This window comes from Pseudomonas sp. FG6 (genome assembly GCF_057809015.1).
In genome coordinates this window covers 35,132-59,880 of the sequence record NZ_JBMDJD010000003.1, presented here as the reverse complement: position 1 = coordinate 59,880, position 24,749 = coordinate 35,132, and the positions used below count along the sequence as shown (strand labels likewise).

Sequence of the window (24,749 nt, the reverse complement as noted above, 5' to 3'; positions counted from 1 at the left end):
TCAAGATCGGGGATCAAAGGCGTCGCGCAACGCCTCACCGATGAACACCAGCAGCGAAAGAATCAGCGCCAGGGTGAAGAACGCCGTCAGCCCCAGCCAGGGCGCTTGAAGGTTCTGCTTGCCTTGGCCGATCAGCTCGCCCAGCGAGGCGCTGCCGGCCGGCATGCCGAAACCGAGGAAGTCCAGGGCCGTGAGGGTGGAGATGGCCCCGGTAAGGATGAAGGGCAGGTAGCTCAGGGTCGCGTTCATCGCATTGGGCAGGATATGCCGCACGATCACCTTGCGGTCGGTCAGGCCCAGGGCCCGGGCAGCTTTCACGTATTCGAGGTTGCGCCCGCGCAGGAACTCGGCGCGCACCACGTCCACCAGCGCCAGCCAGGAAAACAGCGCCATGATCCCCAGCAACCACCAGAAATTCGGTTCCACGAAGCCGGACAGGATGATCAGCAGGTAAAGCACCGGCAGCCCGGACCAGACCTCCAGCAGGCGCTGCCCGAGCAAGTCCACCCAACCGCCGTAGTAGCCTTGCAACGCACCGGCGGCGATGCCGATCAGCGCGCTGATGGCGGTCAGCGCCAGGGCGAACAGGATCGATACCCGCGCGCCGAAGATCACCCGCGCCAGCACGTCTCGGGCCTGGTCATCGGTGCCCAGCCAGTTGACCGTCGAGGGAGGGCTCGGCGCCGGTTGGTTGAGGTCGTAGTTGGGCGTGTCGTCGCTGAACGGGATCGGCGCAAACAACAGCCAGCCGCCGTCCTTGTGGATCAGGTTCTGCACGTAGCTGCTGCGGTAATCGGCCTGGAATGGCAGTTGTCCGCCGAACGCCTGCTCGGTGTAGCGCTTGAACACCGGGAAGTACAGCGAGCCCTGGTAACTGACCACCAGCGGCTTGTCATTGGCGATCAATTCACCGCCCAGGGTCAGGCAGAACAGGCCGACGAACAGCCACAGCGACCACCAGCCCCGGCGATTTTTCTTGAAGCGCTCGAAGCGGCGGCGGCCCAAAGGTGAAAACTTGAACATCAGGCGTTCCTCGCAGCGAAGTCGATACGCGGGTCCACCAAGGTGTAGCAAAGGTCGCCGATGAGTTTGATGAGCAGGCCGAACAGCGTGAAGATGAACAACGAGCCGAACACCACCGGATAATCCCGGGACACGGCGGCTTCGTAGCTCATGCGCCCGAGGCCATCGAGGGAAAAGATCACCTCGATCAGCAGGGAACCGGCAAAGAACACGCTGATGAACGCCTGGGGAATGCCGGACACCACCAGCAGCATGGCATTGCGGAACACGTGGCCGTAGAGCACCCGTCGCTCGCTCATGCCCTTGGCTCGCGCCGTGACCACATACTGACGGGTGATTTCATTGAGGAACGAGTTCTTGGTCAGGATCGTCAGGGTGGCGAAACCGCCGATCACCAGCGCCGTCACCGGCAACACCAGGTGCCAGAAGTAATCGACGACCTTGCCCAGGGTCGACAGCGACTCGAAGTCGTCCGACACCAGCCCGCGCACAGGAAACCAGTTCAACGACGTGCCGCCAGCGAACACCACGATCAGGAACATCGCGAAGAGAAAGGCGGGCATGGCGTAGCCGATGATGATCGCCGTGCTACTCCACACATCGAAGGCCGAGCCGTGGCGCACCGCCTTGCGGATACCCAAGGGGATCGACACCAGGTAGGTGAGCAACGTGGCCCAGAGCCCGAGGGAAATGGTCACCGGCATTTTTTCCAGGATCAGGTCGGTGACCGTGGCGCCGCGAAAGAAACTCTTGCCGAAATCCAGCCGGGCGTAGCTGCTGAGCATCAGCCACAGGCGCTCGTGGGCCGGTTTGTCGAAGCCGTATTGTTTTTCGATGTCCTTGATCAGTTGCGGGTCGAGGCCGCGACTGGCCCGGGAACTGCCGGTCATGGCATTGCCCGAGCTGCCGATACCGGCGCCGCCGATCCCTTGCAGGTGAGCAATAGCCTGTTCCACCGGACCGCCGGGGGCGGCTTGGACGATGACGAAATTCACCAGTAGGATGATCACCAGCGTGGGGATGATCAGCAGCAGGCGCCGCGCGATATAGGCCCACATCAATGCGGCCCTCCGGGTGAGCCGCGCTTGATGCGTTCGGCGCTCATCTGCTCGTTGGTCAGTGGCGTGGTGCTGACTTCCCACCAGCTTTCGATGGCTTCGTCATTGCTCGCTTGCACTTTCGGGATGCCGAAGCGGTTCCACCACACCGTCGAACTGCCCGGCGGGTAATAGTTGGGGATCCAGTAGTAGTTCCATTGCAGCACCCGGTCCAGGGCGTGGGCATGGCGCAGCATGTCGGCCTGGGTGGTGGCCTTGACCAGGCCGTCGATCAGCGCGTCCACCGCCGGGTTCTGCAAGGCCATGTAGTTGTTGGCACCCGGATCGTTGGCCGCCGCCGAGCCGAAATAGTTGTAGAGCTCCATGCCCGGCGAGGTGCTGACAGGATAGCCGGTGATGATCATGTCGTAGTCGCGGCTCATCAGGCGGTTGACGTACTGGGACGCGTCGATGCGACGGATGCTCATGTCGATGCCGATCTGCGCCAGGGTTCGCTTGTAGGGCAACAGCAGGCGGTCGATGCCGTTCTGGCTGTTCAGAAAGGTGAAGCTCAAGGGGTCGCCCTCGGCATTCACCAGGCGGTCGCCGTCGGGCTTCCAGCCGGCCTGCTCCAGCAACGCCAGCGCTTGCAGTTGCTTGTCGCGGATCACGCCGCTGCCATCGGTTTTCGGCGCTTCGAACACCTGGGTGAAGGCTTCATCGGGGATTTTCCCGCGCAAGGGTTCGAGTATCGCCAGCTCGCCCGCACCGGGCAGTTCCCAGGCGGCGAGGTCGGTGTTGGAAAAGTAACTCTGCTGACGCACATAGAGGTTGCGCATCATCTGGCGGTTGCTCCACTCGAAATCCCAGAGCATCGCCAGCGCCTGGCGCACGCGGCGGTCCTGGAACTGCGGTCTTTGCAGGTTGAACACAAAACCCTGGGCGGTTTGCGGTGCTTCGGTGGCCAAGTGGGCCTTTTGCAGGCGACCGTCGCGCAGAGCGGGGCTGTCATAGCCGATGGAGTAGCCGGTGGCAGAGAATTCGCGGTTGTAGTCATAGGCACCGCCGCGCAGCACTTGGCGGGCGACGTCGGTGTCGCCGAAATACTCGATGCTGAAATGGTCGAAATTGTAGAGTCCACGGCTGACCGGCAGGTCCTTGCCCCACCAGTCAGCATTGCGTTCGAAGGTGATGCTGCGCCCGGAATCGACCTTGCTCACCCGGTACGGGCCGCTGCCCAATGGTGCTTCATAACCACCGCCGTTGGCGAAATCGCGGGTTTTCCACCAGTGCTCCGGGAAGACCGGCAGGGTGGCGATGTCCAGGGGCAGGGTGCGGCTTTCGTTGTTCTTGAAGTTGAAGCGCACGGTGCGCTCGTCTTCGACCACCACGTCCTTGACTGCCGCGAACTGGGTGCGATAGCGCAGGCTGCCCTGGGTCATCAGCAGCTCGAAGCTGTAGCGCACGTCCTGGGCGGTGATGGGCTTGCCGTCGGCGAAGCGCGCCTTGGGGTTGAGATAGAAGCGCAGGGACAGGCCATCGTCGGCGCGCTCCATCTTCTGCGCCACCAAGCCATAGACGGTATAGGGCTCGTCCAGCGAGCGCTGGGCCAGCGGCGAATACAGCATCCCGTCGATCTGGCTGACGCCGATGCCTTTGTCGATGTAGGGCAGGATATGGTCGAAGTGGCCGATCTCGACGGCCGAGCGGCGCATCGTTCCACCTTTGGGCGCCTGGGGATTGGTGTAGGCGAAGTGGCCGAAGCCTTCGGCGTACTTGGCCGGTTCACCGTAGACGGTCAGGGCATGCTGCGGTGCTGCATCGACGCCGGTGGCGGTTGTCAGCAGGGCCAGGGCAGTCAATAGCAGTGAAGGGAACGCCAGTCGCATTGTCAGCCTTAGAGCCGGGTGATCGATGACACGATTTGTACGCGAGCGGCGCATGAATCGCCAGCCCTTGTGGCGAGAGGGATTTATCGGTGGGCGCTAGACCTGTGGGAGCAGGCCTGTGGGAGCAAGGCTTGCCCGCGATGGCTGCGCAGCGGTTCAGCAGCTAAACCGCGTTATCGCTCATCGCGGGCAAGCCATGCTCCCACAAGTGGCTTTATGCCGATAAATCAGGATCAATCCTGACGGCTGGTCACTTCTAGCAGGTGGTAGCCGAACTGGGTCTTGACCGGGCCCTGGACCACATTGATCGGGGCGCTGAACACCACGGTGTCGAATTCCTTGACCATCTGGCCTGGACCGAACGAGCCCAGGTCACCGCCCTGGCGGCTGGACGGGCAGGAGGAGTTGGCCTTGGCAACTTCGGCAAAATCGGCACCGGCTTCGATCTGGGCCTTGAGTTCGTTGCACTTGGCTTCGGTGGACACCAGGATGTGGCGGGCAGTGGCTTTGGCCATGGAGGTAATTCCTTTCGATATTTTTAAAGGCATTGAGCCTACCGGATTCATCCAGTACAGGCCACCCGCGATCAGAGGCCGGCTTTGCGCAGGCGTTCGGCGTGCCGCAGGTACAGCGTCGCCGGGTCAGCGCCCTTGGGCACAGGAACGGCTGCCTGGTTGACCGAGGCCAGGTGATCCAGAGGGTAGTCTGAACGGATGACCTTACCCAGGTGCGAGCTGAAACGTCCGACAATGCCGTCGTTCTGCCCGGCTTCGGTAATGAAATACTCGGAAAACGCCTGGCAGAAAAGCTGCGGGGGCGTTGTGGCGTTGGCTGTAACGCCGGGTGGGTGTTGCAGCGTGCCGCTCCAGGAGTAGTAGCGCACGCCGTTGACCACCGCCGGCCCATGGGCGCCCCAGCTTTTTGGCAGGCCCTGGGGGTACCGGTCATTGAACGCCCCGACACCTTCGGTGGTCAGCGCAGCCAATGAGGCGATGGCCCGGGGTGAAAGCTGCGCCTGTCCACTGAGCAGGCAGATGAAATCCGTGAAAAGCGTGGCGACTCTGTTCGCTACCCGTTCCGGCAGGCGCCCCGGGGTGAGGGCCTTGTGCAGGAAGTCGGCCAGTTCGGAGCCATGGTTGGGACCGCTGACCGAGGTGACCGAGGCAATTTTTTCGGGGTTTCGTGCAGCGGCATAACGGGCGGCCAGCGCGCCTTGGCCATGGCCGATCAGGTTGACCCGGGCGACGCCGGTCCCCGTCAGCACGCGCTCGACCTGGCTCAGCAATTGTTCGCCACGGGCTTCACTGGAGTGGGTGGCGGACAAATGCGGGATGAACACCCGGGCACCCGCGCTGCGCAGTGCCTGTTTGATGGCGTGGAAGAGTTCGACGCCGCCGATCCGGTCAAACCCGAACAGTCCATGGACCAGCAGGATAGGAAATCGAGTGGTTGCATTCCGTTGCATGTTCGTACCTTTTTCGAAGAGGTTCATCTTGAATTCGCCACCTCACTCTAATGCAGGCTCTTGGCCGTCGGTGTAGGAAGAAGCCGAGGTGAGTGGCCGAAACCGGAATAAAAAAAGTGGGAAGGGTCAGGGGGAGGCCGAATGATGGGCCAGGTATCTGGATTCTTCCGATAGGCGCCGTCGCTCGGCAGCTACAGCTTCAAGGGCAAGAAGATCACGCTCGCTGTCGTCTTGTCCGACTGCAGGTTTGGGCTGGCTGGGCTTTAATGATTGCTTCAGGTGGCGCTACGGAACAGCGCTGCCTTTATCCAAGGACTGGAGACACACATGACCATTTACCAATCTGCCCAGCGAGCCTTGCTCGCGGCACAGGCGAGGCTGCCGGCGCCTATCCTGGCGGCCGCCAGGGGAGGGGTGATCAACCCTGCCTGGCGCAAGACCGTCATCACCATCAAGCCATACCCGATGATGGCCTGCGGAGATGAGGTGCTGCTGCGCTGGCACGGGCTCAATTCCGACAACGAGCCCTATCGGCACGAGGTCCGCAGGTTCATCACCGAGCGACATGTTGGGAGGGACATCATTTTCGTGGTTCGCGAGCCCCATATCGCCGAGCTCGACGGTGGCTCGCTGGAGATCTCCTATCAGGTGACGGGCAAACGCTTGCCGGCCACCCTGGTTTCAAAACACCTGCAGCTGGAGATCGGCGACGTGCCGGCGCAACTGCCGGCCGCCGTCGCCAATGACGCGGTGGGTGGCAGCCTCGATCCAGGTCGGGTGCCCGAAGGAACCCTCGTGACCATTCGACCCTATGCCAGGATGGCCATCGGCGACCGGCTGATCCTGACGGCCAGCCGCGATGCCAGGGCGCTCTGGCGCGATGTGTTGGAAATCGAGTCCCACGCCATGGGGCGGGAGGTATCGTTCTGGCTGGACCACGGACTGATCGCGCCCCATCTCGGCCATCGCCTGACCCTGGCCTATGTCGTGCGCCACGGGCACTCGGTGCGCCGGGCCAAGCCCTTGTCATTGCGCATCGGTCCGCTGCTGCGCCCGCCATTGAAAGCACCGCGGATTGCCGCGCTGAAGGACGGATGGCTGGAACTCGACGTCCAGGAAAACGGCGTGACGGTGGTGGTCGACGGTGCTGGATTCGAGGCTGGCGAGTCGGTCTGGCTGCAGTGCAACGGCAACTATGCCCATGTCGAGGAGCGGGAAATCACCGAGGCGACGGCAGGTCAGCCGCTGACTTTCGTGGTGCCAGGCAGTTATTGGCAAGGCCAGCGCGGCAGATCGGTGCGGGTGTTTTATCAGGTCGAGCGCCTGGATGACGTCAGCCAGCATTATCCCGGCGTCAGTGTTCAGGTTCGCGCCGAGGCGCCTGGATGAGGGCGCCCCCTGGCGGGGGCGCTTTGCAGGAAGTCAGGCGGGCATTTGCAGTTGGCGGTGGGCTTGCAGCAGCAGTTGCTCGGTGGCCGCCCAACCCAGGCAGCCATCGGTTACCGAGACGCCGTAGCGCATCGCAGCCCCCAGGGGCTGGCAACCTTCGAACAGGTGGCTTTCCAGCATCATGCCGATCAGCGAACGGTTGCCTTGCAGGCGTTGCTGCAACACGTCATTGAACACCTGTGGCTGGCGCAACGGGTCCTTGCCGCTGTTGGCGTGGCTGCAGTCCACCATGATCCGGGCCGGTATCTTGAGACGGGCCAGGTCGTTGTGAATCTGCGCGACGCTCTGCTGATCGTAGTTCGGTCCGCGATGGCCGCCGCGCAGCACCAAGTGGGTGTCGGGATTGCCCGGGGTCTGGATGATCGCCGGATGCCCCTGGCTGTCGACGCCGAAATGCCGATGAGGGTGGGCGGCCGAGCGCATGGCATCGCAGGCGATACCAGCGCCGCCGTCCGTGCCGTTCTTGAAACCGACCGGCATGCCCAGGCCGCTGGCCATTTCCCGGTGGATCTGCGACTCGGTGGTGCGCGCACCGATGGCCACCCAGCTGAGCAGGTCGTCGAAGTAACTGGCGGCCATGGGTTGCAACAGTTCGGTGGCGACGGGTAGGCCAAGCTGCAGTACTTCGCGCATCAGCTCGCGAGACAGCGTCAGGCCGGCGGCCATGTCATCGCTGCCATCCAGGCCGGGATCGTAGGCCAGGCCTTTCCAGCCTACCGTGGTCCGAGGCTTTTCCACGTAGGCGCGCATCACCAGCAGCATGCTGTCGCTTACTTCGTGGGCCAGGCGAGCCAGGTTGGCGGCGTATTCGAGGGCGGATTTCGGGTCGTGGATCGAGCAGGGGCCGACGATGACCAGCAGGCGGGAATCCTCACCGTCGAGGATTGCGCGGATCGCCTGGCGATGGGCGCTGACTTGCTGGCTCAGTGCGGTGCTGAGGGGCAATTGATGCTTGAGCTGCAACGAGCTGGGCAGACGCAGGGTCAGGGCTTCGTTGGCTGGGGCGAGCGTGGACAGCGGCAAAGCAGAGACGGACGAATTCATGATCTGGCTTCCTGGACGGGCCGCGGGTTCGTTCCCGCGCGCCGGCCCTATTGGGGTGTTCGACAGTGGGTTGTACTGGCCGGCAAAGCAGGCATGCCACCGGTAGGTGACCGATCGGAGGCGGCAGGCTGTCCCGAGCGGTGGCTGGTAAATCGCCAGGCGGCAAAGCTGTCGTAACGGTAATAAGTGGCGTAGTTCATTGTTCAATCCTCAAGTGTCTGGTGCTGCGAATGTGTAGGGGCCTGAAAAACAAAACCCCCGGTCGGGAGGCCGACCGGGGGTTTTGGAAAACTCTGGAAGGCGACCCGTTTTAAAGTGGGCGCCGGTTGGGTATCAGGCGCGCCAGTGGCTAAACCAATACCCAAAATAAAAGCTGGCCGGAGTTTGAGCGCCGTTCACCCGGGCAGCCGCAACCGAGCGCGGGGCGCTGGCGGTTTTAAGCGGTGAGAGGGCGTTCAGCATGATCTGTCTCCGGTGAGTGGTCCCGAGCTTACTAGAGGGTGGTGCGCCGGTTCAATCAGAAAATTCTATCGGCGCCATGCAATTGTTCGCCTGGCTTGAGTCTGTCGGGCTTTGTGACAGAATTTGGCTTTGCGCGCTGTGCCCAGGTGCCCGTTGACCGCTTCGAATCGCCGCCTCCCGGGACGGCACATGGCGCAACAGTCACCGGGCGCGGCGCTATGCTATGCAAAGAACGGGTCGGTCTTTGCCTGTGACGAGGTTTTCATGGGGTTCCAATGGCATGAGGCAACCGCCGGTGACATCACGTTCGCCCGGCAATTGACGTGCAACAACATGCTTGCCTACTACCTCAGGCATGATTTGCTCTGGCAGGACGAAGCATTTGACCTGGCCTGGGTTATCCGGCAGAACTGGATCGTTTGCCGCGATGATCAGCCGTTGGGTTTTGTCAGTCTCAGCCGGGATGCGCGAGCGCTGTATATCCGGGAATTGCAGATCGACGAGGCGTTTCGTGGCCAGGGCGCCGGTACCTGGGCGATCGGACAGGTTTGGCAGATGGTTGCCCAAGAGCGTCGCCCGGCCTTGCGCCTGACGGTTTTCAAGGACAATCCGGCCAGGGCGCTGTACGAACGCATGGGATTGCGGGTCATGGGCGAGGATGGATATTTCCTGAGGATGCAGCGGGATGCGGGTGCTTGAGGCGTTGAAGTACGTGCGTCCAAGAAGATGCGCTGTAACTTTTATATGCCCCTTTGCGCTAGGTCTGGCGAGCGCTTTTTGCTAAGGTGTGATCCAATCCAAACAAGACCAAATCGTGAGGTGTCTGCTTGATTAGGGTGTTAGTGGTCGATGACCATGATCTCGTCCGTACGGGCATTACACGAATGCTGGCTGACATCGATGGCCTGCAGGTAGTTGGCCAGGCCGAATCCGGGGAAGAGTCCCTGATCAAGGCGCGTGAATTGAAGCCCGACGTGGTGTTGATGGACGTCAAGATGCCCGGCATCGGCGGTCTCGAAGCCACGCGCAAGCTCTTGCGCAGCCATCCGGACATCAAGGTCGTTGCCGTGACCGTCTGCGAAGAAGACCCGTTCCCGACCCGTTTGTTGCAGGCGGGTGCTGCGGGTTACCTCACCAAAGGTGCCGGCTTGAACGAAATGGTGCAGGCCATTCGTCTGGTTTTTGCCGGACAACGCTACATCAGCCCCCAGATTGCCCAGCAGTTGGCGATCAAGTCGTTCCAGCCGACCACCGAATCACCTTTCGATGCACTGTCGGAACGGGAAATCCAGATTGCCCTGATGATTGTCGGTTGCCAGAAAGTGCAGATCATCTCCGACAAGCTGTGCCTGTCGCCTAAAACCGTCAACACCTACCGATACCGTATCTTCGAGAAGCTTTCGATCAGCAGCGATGTCGAACTGACCCTGTTGGCGGTGCGTCACGGCATGGTCGACGCCAGCGCCTGACAATGACTGACCTGTTCGATCCAAGCGCGTTCCTGTCCACTTGCAGCGGTCGCCCCGGCGTGTACCGCATGTTCGACAGCGATGCGCGCCTGCTGTATGTCGGCAAGGCCAAGAACCTCAAGAAGCGCCTGGCCAGCTATTTCCGCAAGACCGGCCTGGCGCCGAAGACTTCGGCCCTGGTTGGGCGCATCGCGCAAATCGAAACCACCATCACCGCCAATGAAACCGAGGCGTTGCTGCTCGAACAGACGCTGATCAAGGAATGGCGCCCGCCGTACAACATCCTGCTGCGCGACGACAAATCCTATCCGTACGTGTTCCTGTCGGATGGGGCGTTTCCGCGCCTGAGCATTCATCGAGGGGCGAAGAAAGCCAAGGGGCGGTATTTCGGCCCTTACCCCAGCGCCGGGGCGATTCGCGAAAGCCTGGGTTTGCTACAGAAGACGTTCTTCGTGCGCCAGTGCGAAGACAGCTACTACAAGAACCGCACCCGGCCTTGCCTGCAATACCAGATCAAGCGTTGCAAGGCGCCTTGTGTCGGGTTTGTCGAGCCCGAGGTGTACGCCGAGGATGTGCGTCACTCAGTGATGTTCCTGGAGGGGCGCAGCAATGCGCTGACCGACGAACTGTCCTGCGCGATGGAAGAGGCCTCGGTCAACCTGGAATTCGAGCGGGCCGCTGAGTTGCGGGACCAGATCGGCCTGCTGCGCCGCGTGCAGGACCAGCAGAGCATGGAAGGCGGCAGCGGCGACGTCGATGTGATTGCCGCCTTCACCAACCCGGGCGGTGCTTGCGTCCATCTCATCAGCGTGCGCGGCGGCCGTGTACTGGGCAGCAAGAACTTCTTCCCCCAGGTGGGTATCGAGGAAGACGTGTCCGAGGTCATGTCGGCTTTTCTCGGTCAGTACTACGTCAGCAGTCCGGAACGCGACTTGCCGAGCGAGCTGATCGTCAACGTGGTCCATGAAGATTTTCCGGCCCTGATCGAAGCCATCGACACGTTACGCGGTCGTGAACTGACCATCAGCCATCGCGTGCGTGGAACGCGAGCGCGCTGGCAGCAACTGGCCGTGACCAACGCCGAGCAGGCATTGGGCGCGCGTCTAGCCAACCGTCAACATGTGGCAGCACGCTTCGATGCCCTGGCTGAGGTCCTCAACCTGGACGAGCCGCCACAACGGCTGGAATGCTACGACATCAGTCACTCCAGTGGCGAGGCGACCGTGGCCTCCTGCGTGGTGTTCGGCCCGGAAGGTCCGATCAAGTCCGATTACCGTCGCTACAACATTGAAGGCGTCACCCCGGGCGATGACTATGCCGCCATGCACCAGGCGCTGATGCGGCGCTTCGGCAAGCTGAAGGACGGGGAGGGCAAGTTGCCGGACATCCTGCTGGTGGACGGCGGCAAAGGCCAATTGTCCATGGCCCGCGATGTCCTCAATGAACTGATGGTTCCCGACCTGATCCTGCTGGGCGTGGCCAAGGGTGCGACGCGCAAGGCCGGCTTCGAGACCTTGTACCTGAACGACGCCGCCCATGAGTTCACCCTCAAGGGCGATTCGCCGGCGCTGCACCTGATCCAGCAGATCCGCGACGAAGCCCACCGTTTCGCTATCACCGGACACCGTGCCCGCCGTGGCAAGACGCGCCGGACGTCTACACTCGAAGGTGTGGCAGGCGTCGGCCCGACGCGACGTCGCGACTTGTTGAAACATTTTGGTGGATTGCAGGAACTGTCTCGTGCCAGCATCGAAGAGATAGCCAAAGCACCCGGTATCAGTAAAAAGCTCGCTGAGTCGATTTATGCAAACCTGCATAGCGAGTAGAATGCCCGTCAACCTCGCAGCCAGTTGTGCCGATGAATATCCCAAACCTGCTTACCGTTCTACGCGTCCTGCTCATCCCGATCTTCATATTGCTGTTCTACTTGCCGTACCACTGGAGCTACATGGCCTCCGCCACCGTCTTCGCCATCGCCGCCGCGACGGACTGGCTGGACGGCTACCTGGCCCGACGCCTGGAGCAGAGCACGCCCTTCGGCGCGTTCCTCGATCCTGTGGCCGACAAGCTGATGGTCGCAGTGGCCCTGGTGCTGCTGGTGCAGGAACACGGCAACTTCTGGCTGACACTGCCGGCGGCGGTGATCATCGGCCGCGAAATCGTCGTATCGGCACTCCGGGAATGGATGGCCGAACTGGGTGCCCGTGCCCAGGTCGCCGTATCGAACCTGGGCAAATGGAAAACCGCTGCGCAAATGCTGGCGCTGGTGATCCTCCTGGCCAACCCCTCGGATTTCAGTTTCTGGGTCCTGTTGGGCTATGCATTGCTGATGATTTCCGCCGGCCTGACCCTGTGGTCGATGGTGCAATACCTGCGCGCCGCCTGGCCGCATCTGCGGACCGACGTGGAGCCGAAATAAAACTTTTTTGAATCAAGGGGTTGACGGCGTAATTGGAATCTATACAATGCGCCACACCAAGACGCGGGAATAGCTCAGTTGGTAGAGCACGACCTTGCCAAGGTCGGGGTCGCGAGTTCGAGTCTCGTTTCCCGCTCCAATTATTGTTCTACGGGTTTCTATTGAGATCTGTAGAGACTTAAAAAAGAGGCTTCGGCCTCTTTTTTAGTTCCAGCAAGCTCCACTCGAAAACACTGCTATCCACGTTTTCTTAGTACATTTTTTAGTACATTAATCCGGCGCTTGGTAGATCACTTTTTCGTGGGACTCGCCTCTCTGGAAACCGTACAAATCTCCTCCATCCAAACGAGACGGAGATTGTACGATGGCTCTCACCGATACCTCGGTCCGACACGCCAAACCCCGTGCTAAGGACTACACCCTCCCTGACTACAACGGCCTCGCCCTTTTCGTGAATACGAAAGGCGCCAAGTGCTGGCACTTCCGCTTTTCCTGGGCGGATAAGCAACCCCGTATTTCTCTCGGTACCTATCCTGAAATTAGCTTACGAGATGCTCGTGCTCTGCGTGATGTTGCGAGGGCGCTGATCACTAGGGGCATCGATCCGCGTGTCCATCGACAGCTGGAGCGTAATGTCAGGCGCTTGGTCACGGAAAACGCCTAAGAAGCGGTTGTTCAGCATTGAAAGTGGTACGCAAGTTGAACATCGTGTTTCTGGTCGCGGGCCTCGATAGCCCTATCGGGCCAGAACCTCCCGCTTCAATTAGCCGCCGAGTCGGCTGACAGCGAGGGTGCTCAGGTTGCGATGTAGAGGCGGACGCCTCACCTTCGCTATTCATGGCCAGTTAAGCCGTTGGGCCAGGTCGGTGATCAGTCATTAGGCAAGTGCAACTGCACTTCCATGGCGTCATGAAGGAGCCTTACGACCTCGATCACGTCGTCGTTTGCCACACGATAAAACACGATATGGCGTGGGCTTTTGACCGTCCCATGGGGGTGTTTGGCCTGCTGGCGTGAATAGATGAGGTGATAGCTGCGAAGGCCCGGTGCAAGCTCATCGCGGTCGTGGCTGCCAATGCGATAAGGCGTGCCGGCAATCGCTTGCAGCGCCGCGAGGATCAGCGCCTGGTAGCGCTGGCGTGCTTGATCGCCGAACTGCGTCTGGGAGAGCCTGAGGATGTCGACAATGTCGGCGCGCGCCGCGTTGGAAATCCGATACTGCGACATGCTCAGTGTTTCTCTCTCGCGGGGATCGTTGCCTCCAGGCTCAAGCCCTCGAGGTAGTGCTCCAGATCCCCTTCGTTCATCTGAGTAAAGCGCCCGTGCTCAAGGTCCATGATGCCGATCGAGGTCGCCTGACGCAGGGCCTCAATTTTGGCGGTGTCTTCGGCTACGCGCTGTTCCAATAGGCGCAAACCTTCTCGCATCACTTCGCTGGCATTCTGATAACGGCCGGACTGCACCAGGTCCTGGATAACCTGTTCCTGGTGAGGGGTGAGCACAACGTTTCGCGTCGCCATAATTAGCTCCAGCTCTGGGCAAACAGGGTCTTTCGACCATTGGCATATTATGCCATTTTACCTGCGAACACATCGTTTGGGATTTGTATCTGACGGACTGTGTCGTACGGGGTCATCCTTCGCGCCGAACAGCGCGTGCTAACCCGGACTGCATGCGCACAAAGTCCAAAAAGGCTGTTGCAGGCGGACGTCGGGGGGGGGCAGCTTGATTGGTGTGGGCCTTGGGCCGTCTGCTTGGCCAAGCCCTGTTTGATGTGTCCGGCGTTCTCACCGATCGAGTGAAGCGAACCTATATGCATCTTAGTAATTAGCCATTATGCACTGACAGCATCCGTGACAGCTCACATGAGATAGGCGCTGTTCGGATCAATTTTGTGCGTTTTTTAGTACGTGCTGGTATCGTGCTATCACGACAGTCTCGTCATGGAAAAGGATAAAGGGACAAGATGAGCGATTTCGAGCAGCAGCCGTTTGCAGACGCGGAGTTTGCTGAAAATCCCGAGCAACGGTGCCCTTGCATACTTCTGTTGGACACATCTGGATCTATGAATGGGGCGCCAATCCAGATGCTGAACGATGCTTTGCAGTCATTCAAAGATGACTTGTACGCTGATGCGATGGCGGCGAAACGTGTGGAGTTGGCAGTGGTGACCTTTGGTCCCGTCAACGTTCGTACCGAGTTCACGACAGTCGACGGATTTTTCCCCGAAGTGTTGGAAGCGAGTGGTGTAACGCCAATGGGGGAGGCTGTTGTGCGAGCACTGGATCTGTTGCGCGAACGCAAGGATCGTTACCGCGCCAATGGCGTCAAGTACTACCGCCCTTGGGTATTTCTTATTACCGATGGTGCTCCGACTGATGATTGGCAGGAGGCGCGCCGACGCGTCCATGAAGGGGAAGAGCGTAAAGAATTCATGTTCTACTCCGTTGGTGTTGACGGTGCGGATATGTCGTCTCTCTCGCAGTTGGGTACACGTCAGCCATTGAAGCTGAAGGGATTGGCGTTTCGCGAGCTCTTTGCTTGGCTTTCCAGCTCGCTAAGCGCCGTATCGCAGTCCAATCCAGGGGATGCCGTTCCACTTGCCAATCCGACTGGTCCAGAGGGTTGGGCCATTGCTGGATAATCCTCGCTGGCGTTGGGCGGCTGCGTCGTGTATCGGCACGTCCCATCAGCGCATTGGGACGCGAAAGCAGGATGCCTACAGCGTTACTCGGATCAACTCGCATACGTTCTGTGCGGTAGTCTCCGATGGAGCGGGCAGCGCGAGTTACGGTGGGCAAGGCGCGTCCTTGGTTTGCCGCAGCCTGATAGCTAACTTCCGATCATGGTTCGAACGTAATGACAGCTTGCCAGATAATGAGCTGATCCTGTGTTGGATTGATCTGGTGCGAGACCGTCTATCCGAGGCAGCCGCGCGGCGTGGTCTGACTCGGCGACAGTTCGCTGCGACGCTGGTGATGCTGGTGGTTTTCAAAGGGCGTGTCTTGGCTTTGCAGATTGGCGACAGTGCGCTTGTCGCTCGTAAGGCTGGTGTATGGGAGGCCTTGTGCTGGCCAGAAAACGGAGAGTTCGCGTCGACGACCTATTTCGTTACGGATGACCCTGAGGTTCGGCTGCGTACCTTCAATTTGAATCTTGAGTATGACGCCTTCGCTTTATTTTCGGATGGATTGGAGTCAGTCGCTTTGGAGCAAGCAACACAGCAGCCCTTTGCTCGGTTCTTTGATCCGATGATCAATCCGGTCGACCAAGTAGCAGGGGAGGGACGCTTGGTTGAATTGTCAGGCGCACTTGCGCGATACCTGAACAGTCCTGCGCTCTGCGAGCGAACGGATGACGACAAGACTCTCATCCTCGTTTCATGTCGATGAACTCTCCACCGGTACGTATCGCCGGTAAGAATGAGCAACTCGATAAGCGCCTTGGCAAAGGAGGCGAGGGGGATGTGTACGCGCTGGTGGGACGTACCGATCGTGCAGTGAAAATCTACAAGGCTGAGCTTCGGCGCTCCCGCGAAAGTAAGGTTAGGGCGATGGTAGAAGGGCGGTTGGCGGACGCGACCACTCTTGTGGCTTTCCCATCTGAGGTGGTTACTGATTCCTCGGGCAACTTCGCTGGTTTTTCTATGCGACTGGTTGCGGGGTATAGGCCGCTCCATGAGCTGTACAGCCCGAAGTCACGCAAAATCCAATTTCCCAAAGCTGACTATCGGTTTCTAGTACGCGTGGCGCAAAACGTCGCGCGCGCCGTCGCAACGGTGCATCAAGCTGGCTGTATTATTGGGGATCTCAACCATTCCGGGGTTCTGGTAGCGCAGGACGCCACCGTCGCACTGATTGATGCCGATAGTTTTCAGTTTAGTTTGAATGGGCAGTCCTATCCCTGTGTTGTTGGCATGGAGGACTTCACGCCCCCAGAGCTCCATGGCGTCAGCTTTAGTAGCGTCAAGCGTACTCAGGCGCATGACAACTTTGGACTCGCAGTTGCCATCTTCCAATTGCTGGTCATGGGCAAGCATCCCTATTCCGGCCGTTTTAGTGGTGCGGATCTTAGCCTGGGTCAGTCGATTGCACAGCACCGCTTTGCCTTTTCAATTGTCCGACGCGACGAAACACGTACCACACCACCGCCCGGCTCGGTGCTGTTGGCGGATTTCCCGTCGTCGGTTGCCGCTGCATTTGAGTCGGCGTTCGGTCTTGCTGCTACTTCCCGTCCGGATCCGGCTGCGTGGGTGAGTTTGCTTCAAGGTCTCGAAGCTGGCTTGCGTCAATGTGTAAATGTCCCGACTCACTACTTTCCTAGTGCGGCAGGAAGTTGTCTTTGGTGTCGGCTAGCAAGTCAGTCTGGTTTCGAAATGTTCCCATTGGGGCTTGTCATGGGGAATGTTCTTACGGCGGGGCCCTTCGATCTTGAAGCTGTATGGGCGGCTATCCGCGCGGTGCGGATTCCTCGGCCGGAAGAAGCCCTGCCTACCTGGAGCGGAAATGTAGGCCCGCCCAGTGCGGCAGTTACTCAGGCAAAGAGCAACGGTCCAGAGAAAGCTATCTACGGTGTCCTGGCACTATTGGCGGCAATCATCGGCTTTTTCAACGTGCCGCATTTAGGACTCCTTTGGGGAGGCCTGGGCGTTTACGGTTTGGTAGCATTGCTCACTAAGGCCAAGGTAGATCCAGCGCCGTTTCGCAGGGCTTACGTGGATGCTGATAGTCGGGTGCGTTTGCTATCGATGGCACATTTGCAGCGCATTGGCCTGAAGGAGATTTTTGTTCTACGTGCCGACTTGGAAGACTGTGTGGCCCGATATCGGCAGGTTGAGGGGGATCTCGCGCAGGTACTGATAAAACTGAAGTCGACACGAGAGGCGCGTCAGCGAATAGACTTCTTGGATCGGTTCCTGATAGGACGGGCAACAATACCGGGCATCGGGCCTGCGAAGACTGCTACGTTGACCTCATTTGGTATTGAAACTGCTGCTGACATAACGGCATCTGCGGTTCGTGCGGTGCCGGGGTTTGGTGAGGCATTGACTGGAAAAATGCTCGCATGGCGCCAAAGTCACGAGGCTAAGTTCCGTTACAACCCCTCGCCAGATCCATCTGATATCCAAGCCGAGAACGCAGCGCGCTCCGCATCAGCGGCTAGACAGATTGATTTGCAGAAAAAGCTTCGTTCGGGCCTGGCTGCTTTACAAACTGCGGCGCCACGATGCCTATCCGCTAATTCTGCGCCCGATCAATCTCTCTTGCAGGCACTTGCCGAGCGTGCAAAGGCCCAAGAGGATTGCGCGGTCTTGGGGATCAATGTGCCCACACCTGCAGTCGTCACCATCGAGGTTCCCAAAAGAGCTCCAGTTCAACCTGCTCGAAGCCCGGCGCCGCTGACCCCAACACACTCATCTGCAACTGGCCCTGCGCGTTCGCCAGCATCGAATGCCTGCCCCATATGTGGTGCATCTATGGTTCGTCGGACGGCTCGCAAGGGAAAGCGTGCTGGAAGCCAATTCTGGGGGTGTTCCAAATATCCCTCATGTAAAGGAACAAGAGGCTGAAGTGTAGTGGTCTTGTTCTGGGCGATGGGCAGCTCAGTTAGGAGGTGGGAGTTGGGGGGCTCAGGATTTATTCGCTTTCGCTTTTTGCCGTTCGGCAAACTTCGCGGCTTCACCAGATTCCATGAACTCGAACAAGAAATTCTTGGCGGCGAGTACGGTTGTGAAGGTCTTTCGGCCCTGAACATCATTAATGATCAGCTTGCATCCCTGTTGTTCTAAGACAACCGCCATGATGAGTCCACAATGTCTTATCTTGAGAAGGTCGTTCCCGGCTGTCCATTTGGCGGAGGATATGAATCGTCTATACCGCCCTAACCGTCGTCGGCCTTCTGCCGCCTCTCTCGTCCCTGTGAGATTGTCACAGCAATGAGTACCGACCCCCATTTGCTCCCAGTGTTCGTGCTGCACGTAGTGAACATAACGAATCGAGTTGTCACACAGTTCACAGTTGCCGCTCAGGTAGCCTAGATCTTCTTCGCCTACATACTCCCACCCAGCATCCGGTCGTATCTCACCATGCTCTCGAGCATGGCACCCTTGACATAAGGTCTCGCATTCGGAGGTTTCGTATTCCCAAGGCTTACGTCCACTGATGTAGCGTTTGTGGTGAACCTGCAGGACGACGCCATCGTCCCTTGATCGCCCGCATTCGACGCACTGGCTACCGTCCAATTCGATAACTTGTCTCCTGAACGCCGCCCATAATTTGTGCGCATAAAGATTTGCCATTACTAGCCTCCAGTCCTTGGCATGGCTCTGTTAGCGATCGAGAAAACGTCAGCTGTTAGGGAGACCTGAGCTCTGCCTCGGCTTGCAGTGTATTCATGTTTGCGGATGACCTCTTGAAGCATCAATTGCTCCTCCTGGGCCCGGCGCTGTAACGAAGTGATCTCTTTCTCGACCTTCAAGGCCAATGACTTTCTGACTTCGACATTATTCAAATCAATCACCGCTAGGCGCTGGCGAATGTCGGCATTGAAAGATCCTGCTTAGTGTCCGGACTCACTTTGCGCGAATTGCAGTGGCGTGAGCCCACCCAGCTCGGTTTTTGGGTGGTTCAGACAAGCGTCCGCTTTTTGTTTGCTGTCAAAGATTTTCTCCGTTCGACGCTGAAGAAGCCCGATATCAATCATGAATATAGAAAATCGGGTCACTGCAGGCATAAGCCGCCTGGGCGGCTTATGTTTTGAACTGTCGAACTCTCTTCAACTACTCCAGTGTCTCCTCGCGGCGTCTTCTGCTGATTTCACTGCGAATTTTGATTTCTTCCTGGAACTGACGTTCCTGTTTGCGTTTCTCTTCGTCTTTGTCTTCAAGGGCGTTATGTAATGGCGGGCAATAGATCCATCGTTTTTCGTAGGTGTCATCGTGCAACGAATGGAATGCCATGACGGCGAAAACAGATAGGCTTAGCCAAATGTGTGTAGTCGTTGAAAAGTATGTAATGCTCATCTGGGCCAAGGTCTGCGCTTGGGGTGAGCTAGGTAGGCAGCAATTCAGTACGAGAAAGCACAGTGTACAAAATGCAAAAAATTCGACTCTTCGTTGGTTAGTTTGCTCTTGCTTTCGAGTCGTGTCATAGGCGTTATAGAGCTGAATGAGGAAGTCGCTTTGTGTTTTGTGTGCTTCCTCTCGCAGTTCCCATGGACGAACACGATCACGTTCGCGTCTTTTTAGCCCTGTATAGTGTATAGGCTCATTGTCCGGTTCGATCTTCTGCTTCAACCACAGACAGAAACTATAGACCGTAGCAATATAGAGTTGGATCGATGCTATGTATAAAAAAGGCAGAATCATTGAAGCCAAACCTGAGAAAGCCAGGAAGGTCAGAATCAAGGTGATGCCAACGGTTGAAGTGCTCAGGTTCGAAGTGCCTAGTTCAAAGAGTCCGATGTGGTGAAAACGTACTAGCGAAGCGTCGAAGAGCAAAACGAAACTGAATATGAGCAAAAAGAACTGAGGCTTGACCGCTTTTTCAACCAGGGAAAATAATTCTTCTTTCGAAAGCTCTACTGATCCAGACATGGGATGACCTATTCGTTTGTTTAAGATTCGATGCTTTTGAATTATTTTAACGAGATTATTAGTTGATTTTTACTTTCCTGGTACTCGAAATATTTGGCGAGCAAATTTGATACCAGCAGATCATTTCTCCTAGGTTGAATGCTGTTTCCGCAAGCAGAGGGGCAACCTGCCATGCCCCTTTGGCTAGTGCCTTATAGGTGCTGCATCGTGGGTGTTAAGGACGCCGCGCTGGCTGATCACTCAACATGGAAAGTGATCTCATACTCGCCCACGATGATCATGATGGCGGGTAGCCCCTCACTGGACATCAAGCCCGCCAGCGACGTGATTAGCGTTCGATCATCGACACTGGGGGTCGCAGGGTAACCATCAGGATGTGAATGCCATTCGCCCACGTAGTCGACGACTCGAGCCGTGCGTTCGTGTACGTCTGTTAATGCGGCTTCCTGACCGACCTTGCCTCGGATGAAGTGGTGGGGAGTTGCTTGGCTGTCAGCGGGGGGGAGCAACGTGTCGACCAACAGGATGGTTTTAGACTTCAGGTCTGTCACCCCAAGTAATACGCCACCCGTTTCGTTGGGAAGGGCTGCGCCACGAATCTGCTTGAGCTTGGTGATCAACGCAACGTCATAGGTAACCGTCCAACCATTCTGAGCGTGTGAGCTCACCGGATGGGGGGTGATTTCCATCGGGGTTACAGCTTCCGTCTCTTCGTCCACTGTCCACACGCAGATTCGCGCGCCATCGCCCAGCACACTTTTGCGCAGTTGCTTCGAAAGGATTGCTGCATGCAAGTGAATGCGCTCAAGCGGAATCCGAAACGAAATGTCACGGCAGCCACCACCTACCCATAAATCCCCCAAGTGACCTTGAAGGTGCGGTTTTCCCCAGGGGCTGTTGAGGATCGCTCGGTAATATTGTGCCTCCAATGCGGGGGAGCGCAGGGTACGACTCGCGTCCTCCAACAGGATCACGCTGGCAAGGCCTGAAGGGGTGAGGAACACGCTGGCGGTGCGGGGGGCATTTTCACGCTCAGCCAAATCGCGAGGCGCGTCGAAAGTCGTTGTCGCATCGATCACTAAACTCGCTGAACCCAACGCGCTGATCACCTTTTCACTTTGGCTTGTCAGGCTACCCGCAATCGCTTTAGGTGCAGGTTCGTCGGGAAACACCATTTGGGCATGGTGCCGGACTACATCGACTTTCGCGTAGCCCACTTCACTGTCCAATCCGACATGTCGTGCCAGGTTGTGGGGAAGCAACTGATCCGGATCGATGTACGTCCAGCGACCCCAGCCTTCACGCAGCCAGATGTCTGCAAGTGTTCCGCCCAAAGAGCCTACGCCGGCGAGCACTCCATCGAAGTCAGCATCGTCAGGGTTGATCGCGGACATTTGGCGTCCGCCTTCGGCTCCGATCCCCCAGCGGATTTGCACTGAAAGGATTTCCAGATCTCGCCATGCGCTATCTTCATCGCTCTGTGCGGCATCGCCAATCAAAGTCGTGCGATGCCAGCGACGCTTTTCACTGTCGAAGTGCAACATACCGAATGCGTTACCGAGTGCTTGCAGCGAACTCTGGAGCGCATAGCCCAGCACGTCGTACCGTTCAATGCCATCCTTACCCGTGCGCGGCACCCAGACCAGGATAAGTATCGCCTTGATATCGCCAGCCTGTTCAGGGACTAATCCCTGATCGGTCACCGCATCAAACACGCTGCTCAACAATGGCTCCTTTAGCCCACTTCCACGGGAGACCAAGCGGTCATGGAGTTGACCAAGTGTCTGGGGGGCGGCTTCCACCTGTGATGAACCGACACCGTCGACAGACAGCTTCAGTGACTGCAGGCCCACACCTCGAGGATTGTTTGAGTCATCGAACCTTCCCCGCAAGGTAACCTGACGTCCCGGTGCTCCCGTGATTTCCTCGATGATCAGGTTTTTGCCGCTGTCCTCAGACTGCTTCAAATAATTTGAAGGCAGGATCAACTGGTAGCGACTGCTGTAAAACAGTTGCTCCAGTGGTTGATCGTCTCGATGCAGCCGTAGCTGAGACGTCTCGCGTAACCACCAGAACATCCGTTCCAAAAAGCGTTCTGGCGTCCAGCTGCGTTCAACAGCGCTCCACACGATATTGTAGAGGCAGAGGGCGCGTGGTGTGTTCAGGTGTGTGCCGTGTTGATGGGAGTGTCCCGGGAAATCCTTGCGCAAGGTACGCACGACCACCGGGACGTCGGTCTGCGGATTCACTGTTATCGCCAGGGTTTCTCGCCTGCGGATGCGACCCGGGTTGCCTGACTCAATGGTGCCATCACCCGCCTCAATGACGATGGCCTGCTCCGGCCCCAAACCTTCATCGACGGTTCGGATGTCCAGCACCTCGATGCACGGATGATCCTGACAAGCCTGAATCAGGCCAAGCGTCATTGGATGTAGCGAATCCTTTTGTCCTTCACCAATCGGTGTTCCCCATTCGTAGATCTCATTCATGTGCGGCCCGCCCTTGGCGCAGCGGAAGCCACGGCACTAGCTCCTACCCCTGCAGCGACACCGGCGACAATTTTGGACACTCCAGTGGAGGTGATTTCGAACTCGATCGTTTCCGGGCGCTTACCGTCCCCCGTGCAATGGAAGATGCCATCCACTGGCCTCAAGATAGACAGGTATTCGCGCTTGGCCCGGATGCACGGCGGGTTGTCATCGTTGTCCAGTATCTTCTTGCTGCTCGCAACAATAGTTGCACCTTCTCGAGCCTGCCCGAGTGCGTTACGGGCTTCCTGGCAGAGCTCGGCGTCATTGCCGTAGGTTGACCAGCTGTCGACAGAAAGGGAGTGCCATGAGCAGTGGTGGGGCGCTTGAAGCAAATCGTATTCAAGCACTTCTGGAGTGTCTTCGTACTTTTCCCACAGGCGTTTCCAGATGGCCACTTCTGCGTCCCCTCCGGTCAAGAACCTGACGCGCTTGGACGAATAGATTGAAGCCTGCAGTTCAATGTTCAAAATGACGCTGGAGTGGTTTTTGGACAGCATTTCTTCAGTGTCATCGTCCTGCAGAGGAGCGGGCGCAAGCAGGTGAGCCGAGAACAGGAACGAGGGCTCGCCATTGATCTGGGTAAATTTCTCACCAGTCTTGATCACGATGGGCAGCAAATCGTCGGTTTTGCCTTTCTCATCCTCACCCATGATTTTGATGCGGTCGCCTTCCACTGCAGACCGCAATGTGCGCCAAAGCCCAATCCTGCGATGGACTTCCTTATTGAAGGCGACGGCATCCAGGCAGAGCGTGTGGTGTTTCGAGCGGCGTCTAAACACCATCGGAGATGACCACATTTCGCGAATGACAATGCGCTTTTCATGCCACTGCAGATTGTCATCGGGGTAGTCATCGAGTGATCCCAACCAAAAGTGTTTCGCCAAGCCACTGATATGATCCTTGTCCGGGTGGCTCAGCAACAACGCGTCAACGTAAGGCCGTTTTTTTTGATCAAACCGAAGGCGCTTTCGCAGCTCCGTCGCAACGTCTGGAGTCGAGTCCGCTGGGTCATCGGCCGCGACACGAATGTTCATGTCGATCAGCAGAGTGGTGGCTGCCGTGTCGGCTAGCTGCACCAGCGTCATGTCGCCGTTGTCCACCGGGAAAAACGTAATTTTCGCTGACATTCAGTTCCCCAAAGCGTTGCTAGAAATTTGATCGCACGACAGAAGATACGCATAGAAATTATGCTCGTCTAGTTTTTATACGAATATTTTTTATACTCGATTTAGGGTCGGCGACCTAAGGGCTTGGGCTACGACCCATTGACTGGATGAAAGGAGACCCGGCCTCAAGGAAATAGCGAGATAGTCGCCCTGAGAGAGTGCGGGGCGAGACCAAGGGGAAGTAAGGGAAATCTTGCGCCAAACGGCTTGTGAACTCAGGAATGTCGGCTGGACGAACAGCCATTAAACGCGTATATATTCAATACGAATAGTTTTTATATCCGTTTATTTTTTGGATCAGTCAATGCAACCGTCGTCTGTAAATACATCACCTTCCACGGAAACCAAAAGTCGAAGCTGGGGCGCGGATCGTCGTCTTCAGTTCATCGATTTTCGACTGCGCTGGGAAGGGCGTATCAATAGAGCTGACTTGACGGAATACTTTGGTGTGTCGGTGCCTCAGGCTTCGCTCGACATTGCCAAATACACTGAGTTGGCGCCGAACAATCTTGAATATGACCGCAGCTCCAAAACCTACGTGGCTACACAAGACTTCCAGGCAGTGTTCCCACAATCATCCGCTCACCAGTATCTAACGGAATTGCTCGCTACCAGAACCGGGATCATTGACGCTTCGAGCAGTTTTTTAGGGGCTGTACCTGAAGCTGATTTTGTGCCCAGACCTGGTCGAACGCTGGATGAAACGATCGTTGCCGCCGTCATCAAGGCCATCCGCGAAAAGTTGTCGATTCATGTCAGTTACCAGTCGATGACTTCTTTGGAGGTATCCAAGCGTTTGTTGTCGCCCCATTCGCTGGGACATGACGGTTCCCGTTGGCATGTGCGAGCGTATTGTCACAACCGCAAACGGTTTAGCGATTTTGTACTGATCAGGATCTTGAGCCTTGATGGGATTGAAGAATGTTCTGTCGACCCGGCCCAGGATACCCAGTGGCATACCTATGTAACCTTGATCCTTGCCGCAAACCCCGAGTTGGAGACGCCCAAGAAGAGGGTGGTTGAGCGAGATTACGGCATGCGCGACGGAGAGGCCGAGTTGCCGTGCCGCCAGGCGTTTCTTCTCTACACGCTCAAAAGTCTTGGATTGCTGGACGAATGCCTCGACCCGAAGGTGCAGCACATCTATCTAAAAAATCGCACAGAAATTCAACCCTTCATCGATGAACTAAACCCATAGGCT

At 57.9% G+C, this 24,749-nt stretch carries 22 protein-coding genes and 1 tRNA gene; 11 read left to right on the top strand and 12 right to left on the bottom strand.

Annotated elements, in window-relative coordinates:
- The 5 genes from ACODSJ_RS02680 to ACODSJ_RS02660 all read right to left on the bottom strand — a co-directional run bounded on the left by ACODSJ_RS02680 (position 1) and on the right by ACODSJ_RS02660 (position 5,414).
- On the bottom strand, positions 1 to 1,023 hold the full coding sequence (locus ACODSJ_RS02680; RefSeq protein ID WP_489100255.1) for an ABC transporter permease: 1,023 nt from the start codon (positions 1,021 to 1,023) through the stop codon (positions 1 to 3).
- The gene (locus ACODSJ_RS02675; protein ID WP_489100254.1) at positions 1,023 to 2,081 is read right to left on the bottom strand and encodes a microcin C ABC transporter permease YejB; all 1,059 of its coding nucleotides are present in this window, start codon (positions 2,079 to 2,081) and stop codon (positions 1,023 to 1,025) included. Before ACODSJ_RS02675 ends, ACODSJ_RS02680 begins: the two co-directional genes overlap by 1 nt.
- On the bottom strand, positions 2,081 to 3,949 hold the full coding sequence (locus ACODSJ_RS02670) for an extracellular solute-binding protein (RefSeq protein ID WP_489100253.1): 1,869 nt from the start codon (positions 3,947 to 3,949) through the stop codon (positions 2,081 to 2,083). Before ACODSJ_RS02670 ends, ACODSJ_RS02675 begins: the two co-directional genes overlap by 1 nt.
- A 233-nt stretch (positions 3,950 to 4,182) precedes the next feature.
- Entirely contained in the window at positions 4,183 to 4,464 is a 282-nt protein-coding gene (locus tag ACODSJ_RS02665; RefSeq protein WP_260954483.1) for a peptidylprolyl isomerase, read from the bottom strand.
- A gap of 71 nt (positions 4,465 to 4,535) precedes the next feature.
- Positions 4,536 to 5,414 (bottom strand): esterase/lipase family protein, encoded by an 879-nt coding sequence (locus ACODSJ_RS02660; RefSeq protein ID WP_489100252.1) that lies wholly within the window; start codon positions 5,412 to 5,414, stop codon positions 4,536 to 4,538.
- Positions 5,415 to 5,741: 327 nt separating this feature from the next.
- Between ACODSJ_RS02660 and ACODSJ_RS02655 the strand changes: the two genes are divergently transcribed.
- Complete coding sequence (locus ACODSJ_RS02655) at positions 5,742 to 6,803, top strand: hypothetical protein (protein WP_489100251.1); 1,062 nt, start codon at positions 5,742 to 5,744, stop codon at positions 6,801 to 6,803.
- 33 nt (positions 6,804 to 6,836) lie between these two features.
- On the opposite strand, the gene ACODSJ_RS02650 is transcribed toward ACODSJ_RS02655, so the two are convergent.
- Complete coding sequence (locus ACODSJ_RS02650; RefSeq protein ID WP_489100250.1) at positions 6,837 to 7,907, bottom strand: 3-deoxy-7-phosphoheptulonate synthase; 1,071 nt, start codon at positions 7,905 to 7,907, stop codon at positions 6,837 to 6,839.
- 726 nt (positions 7,908 to 8,633) lie between these two features.
- Between ACODSJ_RS02650 and ACODSJ_RS02645 the strand changes: the two genes are divergently transcribed.
- The 6 genes from ACODSJ_RS02645 (at position 8,634) to ACODSJ_RS02620 (ending at position 12,921) form a co-directional block, all read left to right on the top strand.
- A complete protein-coding gene (locus ACODSJ_RS02645) occupies positions 8,634 to 9,068 on the top strand; it encodes a GNAT family N-acetyltransferase (RefSeq protein ID WP_489100396.1) in 435 nt (144 codons plus the stop codon).
- Between the two features lie 128 nt (positions 9,069 to 9,196).
- Positions 9,197 to 9,838 carry a response regulator transcription factor GacA gene (gacA, locus tag ACODSJ_RS02640; protein WP_238964382.1) on the top strand — a complete coding sequence of 214 codons (642 nt, stop codon included), beginning with the start codon at positions 9,197 to 9,199 and terminating at the stop codon, positions 9,836 to 9,838.
- Positions 9,839 to 9,840: 2 nt separating this feature from the next.
- The gene (gene uvrC / locus ACODSJ_RS02635; protein ID WP_489100249.1) at positions 9,841 to 11,664 is read left to right on the top strand and encodes an excinuclease ABC subunit UvrC; all 1,824 of its coding nucleotides are present in this window, start codon (positions 9,841 to 9,843) and stop codon (positions 11,662 to 11,664) included.
- A gap of 32 nt (positions 11,665 to 11,696) precedes the next feature.
- On the top strand, positions 11,697 to 12,257 hold the full coding sequence (gene pgsA / locus ACODSJ_RS02630; RefSeq protein ID WP_489100248.1) for a CDP-diacylglycerol--glycerol-3-phosphate 3-phosphatidyltransferase: 561 nt from the start codon (positions 11,697 to 11,699) through the stop codon (positions 12,255 to 12,257).
- 63 nt (positions 12,258 to 12,320) lie between these two features.
- Positions 12,321 to 12,396 (top strand) — tRNA-Gly (locus tag ACODSJ_RS02625).
- 225 nt (positions 12,397 to 12,621) lie between these two features.
- Positions 12,622 to 12,921, top strand: a complete 300-nt coding sequence (locus ACODSJ_RS02620) for an Arm DNA-binding domain-containing protein (protein WP_301279494.1) — start codon at positions 12,622 to 12,624, stop codon at positions 12,919 to 12,921.
- 206 nt (positions 12,922 to 13,127) lie between these two features.
- Here ACODSJ_RS02620 and ACODSJ_RS02615 read toward each other — a convergent pair whose 3' ends face one another.
- Positions 13,128 to 13,484 carry a type II toxin-antitoxin system RelE/ParE family toxin gene (locus ACODSJ_RS02615; RefSeq protein WP_301279495.1) on the bottom strand — a complete coding sequence of 119 codons (357 nt, stop codon included), beginning with the start codon at positions 13,482 to 13,484 and terminating at the stop codon, positions 13,128 to 13,130.
- A gap of 2 nt (positions 13,485 to 13,486) precedes the next feature.
- Positions 13,487 to 13,777, bottom strand: a complete 291-nt coding sequence (locus ACODSJ_RS02610) for a type II toxin-antitoxin system ParD family antitoxin (RefSeq protein ID WP_301279496.1) — start codon at positions 13,775 to 13,777, stop codon at positions 13,487 to 13,489.
- Between the two features lie 446 nt (positions 13,778 to 14,223).
- On the opposite strand from ACODSJ_RS02610, the gene ACODSJ_RS02605 reads away from it, so the two are divergent.
- The 3 genes from ACODSJ_RS02605 to ACODSJ_RS02595 are packed head-to-tail and all read left to right on the top strand — an operon-like array spanning position 14,224 to position 17,826.
- Positions 14,224 to 14,901, top strand: a complete 678-nt coding sequence (locus tag ACODSJ_RS02605) for a vWA domain-containing protein (protein WP_301279497.1) — start codon at positions 14,224 to 14,226, stop codon at positions 14,899 to 14,901.
- A complete protein-coding gene (locus ACODSJ_RS02600; protein WP_401367448.1) occupies positions 14,846 to 15,649 on the top strand; it encodes a PP2C family serine/threonine-protein phosphatase in 804 nt (267 codons plus the stop codon). Before ACODSJ_RS02605 ends, ACODSJ_RS02600 begins: the two co-directional genes overlap by 56 nt.
- Entirely contained in the window at positions 15,646 to 17,826 is a 2,181-nt protein-coding gene (locus ACODSJ_RS02595; RefSeq protein ID WP_489100247.1) for a protein kinase domain-containing protein, read from the top strand. Before ACODSJ_RS02600 ends, ACODSJ_RS02595 begins: the two co-directional genes overlap by 4 nt.
- 60 nt (positions 17,827 to 17,886) lie before the next feature.
- Here ACODSJ_RS02595 and ACODSJ_RS02590 read toward each other — a convergent pair whose 3' ends face one another.
- The 4 genes from ACODSJ_RS02590 to mblB form a co-directional block, all read right to left on the bottom strand.
- Entirely contained in the window at positions 17,887 to 18,555 is a 669-nt protein-coding gene (locus ACODSJ_RS02590) for an HNH endonuclease (RefSeq protein ID WP_489100246.1), read from the bottom strand.
- Between the two features lie 480 nt (positions 18,556 to 19,035).
- Positions 19,036 to 19,851 (bottom strand): hypothetical protein, encoded by an 816-nt coding sequence (locus tag ACODSJ_RS02585; protein ID WP_489100245.1) that lies wholly within the window; start codon positions 19,849 to 19,851, stop codon positions 19,036 to 19,038.
- A 236-nt stretch (positions 19,852 to 20,087) separates the two neighbouring features.
- Positions 20,088 to 22,340 (bottom strand): anti-phage 6A-MBL system cap2_3 protein, encoded by a 2,253-nt coding sequence (gene cap2-3 / locus ACODSJ_RS02580; RefSeq protein WP_489100244.1) that lies wholly within the window; start codon positions 22,338 to 22,340, stop codon positions 20,088 to 20,090.
- On the bottom strand, positions 22,337 to 23,509 hold the full coding sequence (gene mblB, locus ACODSJ_RS02575; protein ID WP_489100243.1) for an anti-phage 6A-MBL system MBL-fold protein: 1,173 nt from the start codon (positions 23,507 to 23,509) through the stop codon (positions 22,337 to 22,339). Before mblB ends, cap2-3 begins: the two co-directional genes overlap by 4 nt.
- A 343-nt stretch (positions 23,510 to 23,852) precedes the next feature.
- Here mblB and ACODSJ_RS02570 point away from each other — a divergent pair, with 343 nt between their 5' ends.
- Positions 23,853 to 24,746: a helix-turn-helix transcriptional regulator gene (locus ACODSJ_RS02570; protein WP_489100242.1), complete on the top strand. Its 894-nt coding sequence runs from the start codon at positions 23,853 to 23,855 to the stop codon at positions 24,744 to 24,746.
- Positions 24,747 to 24,749: the final 3 nt, after the last annotated feature.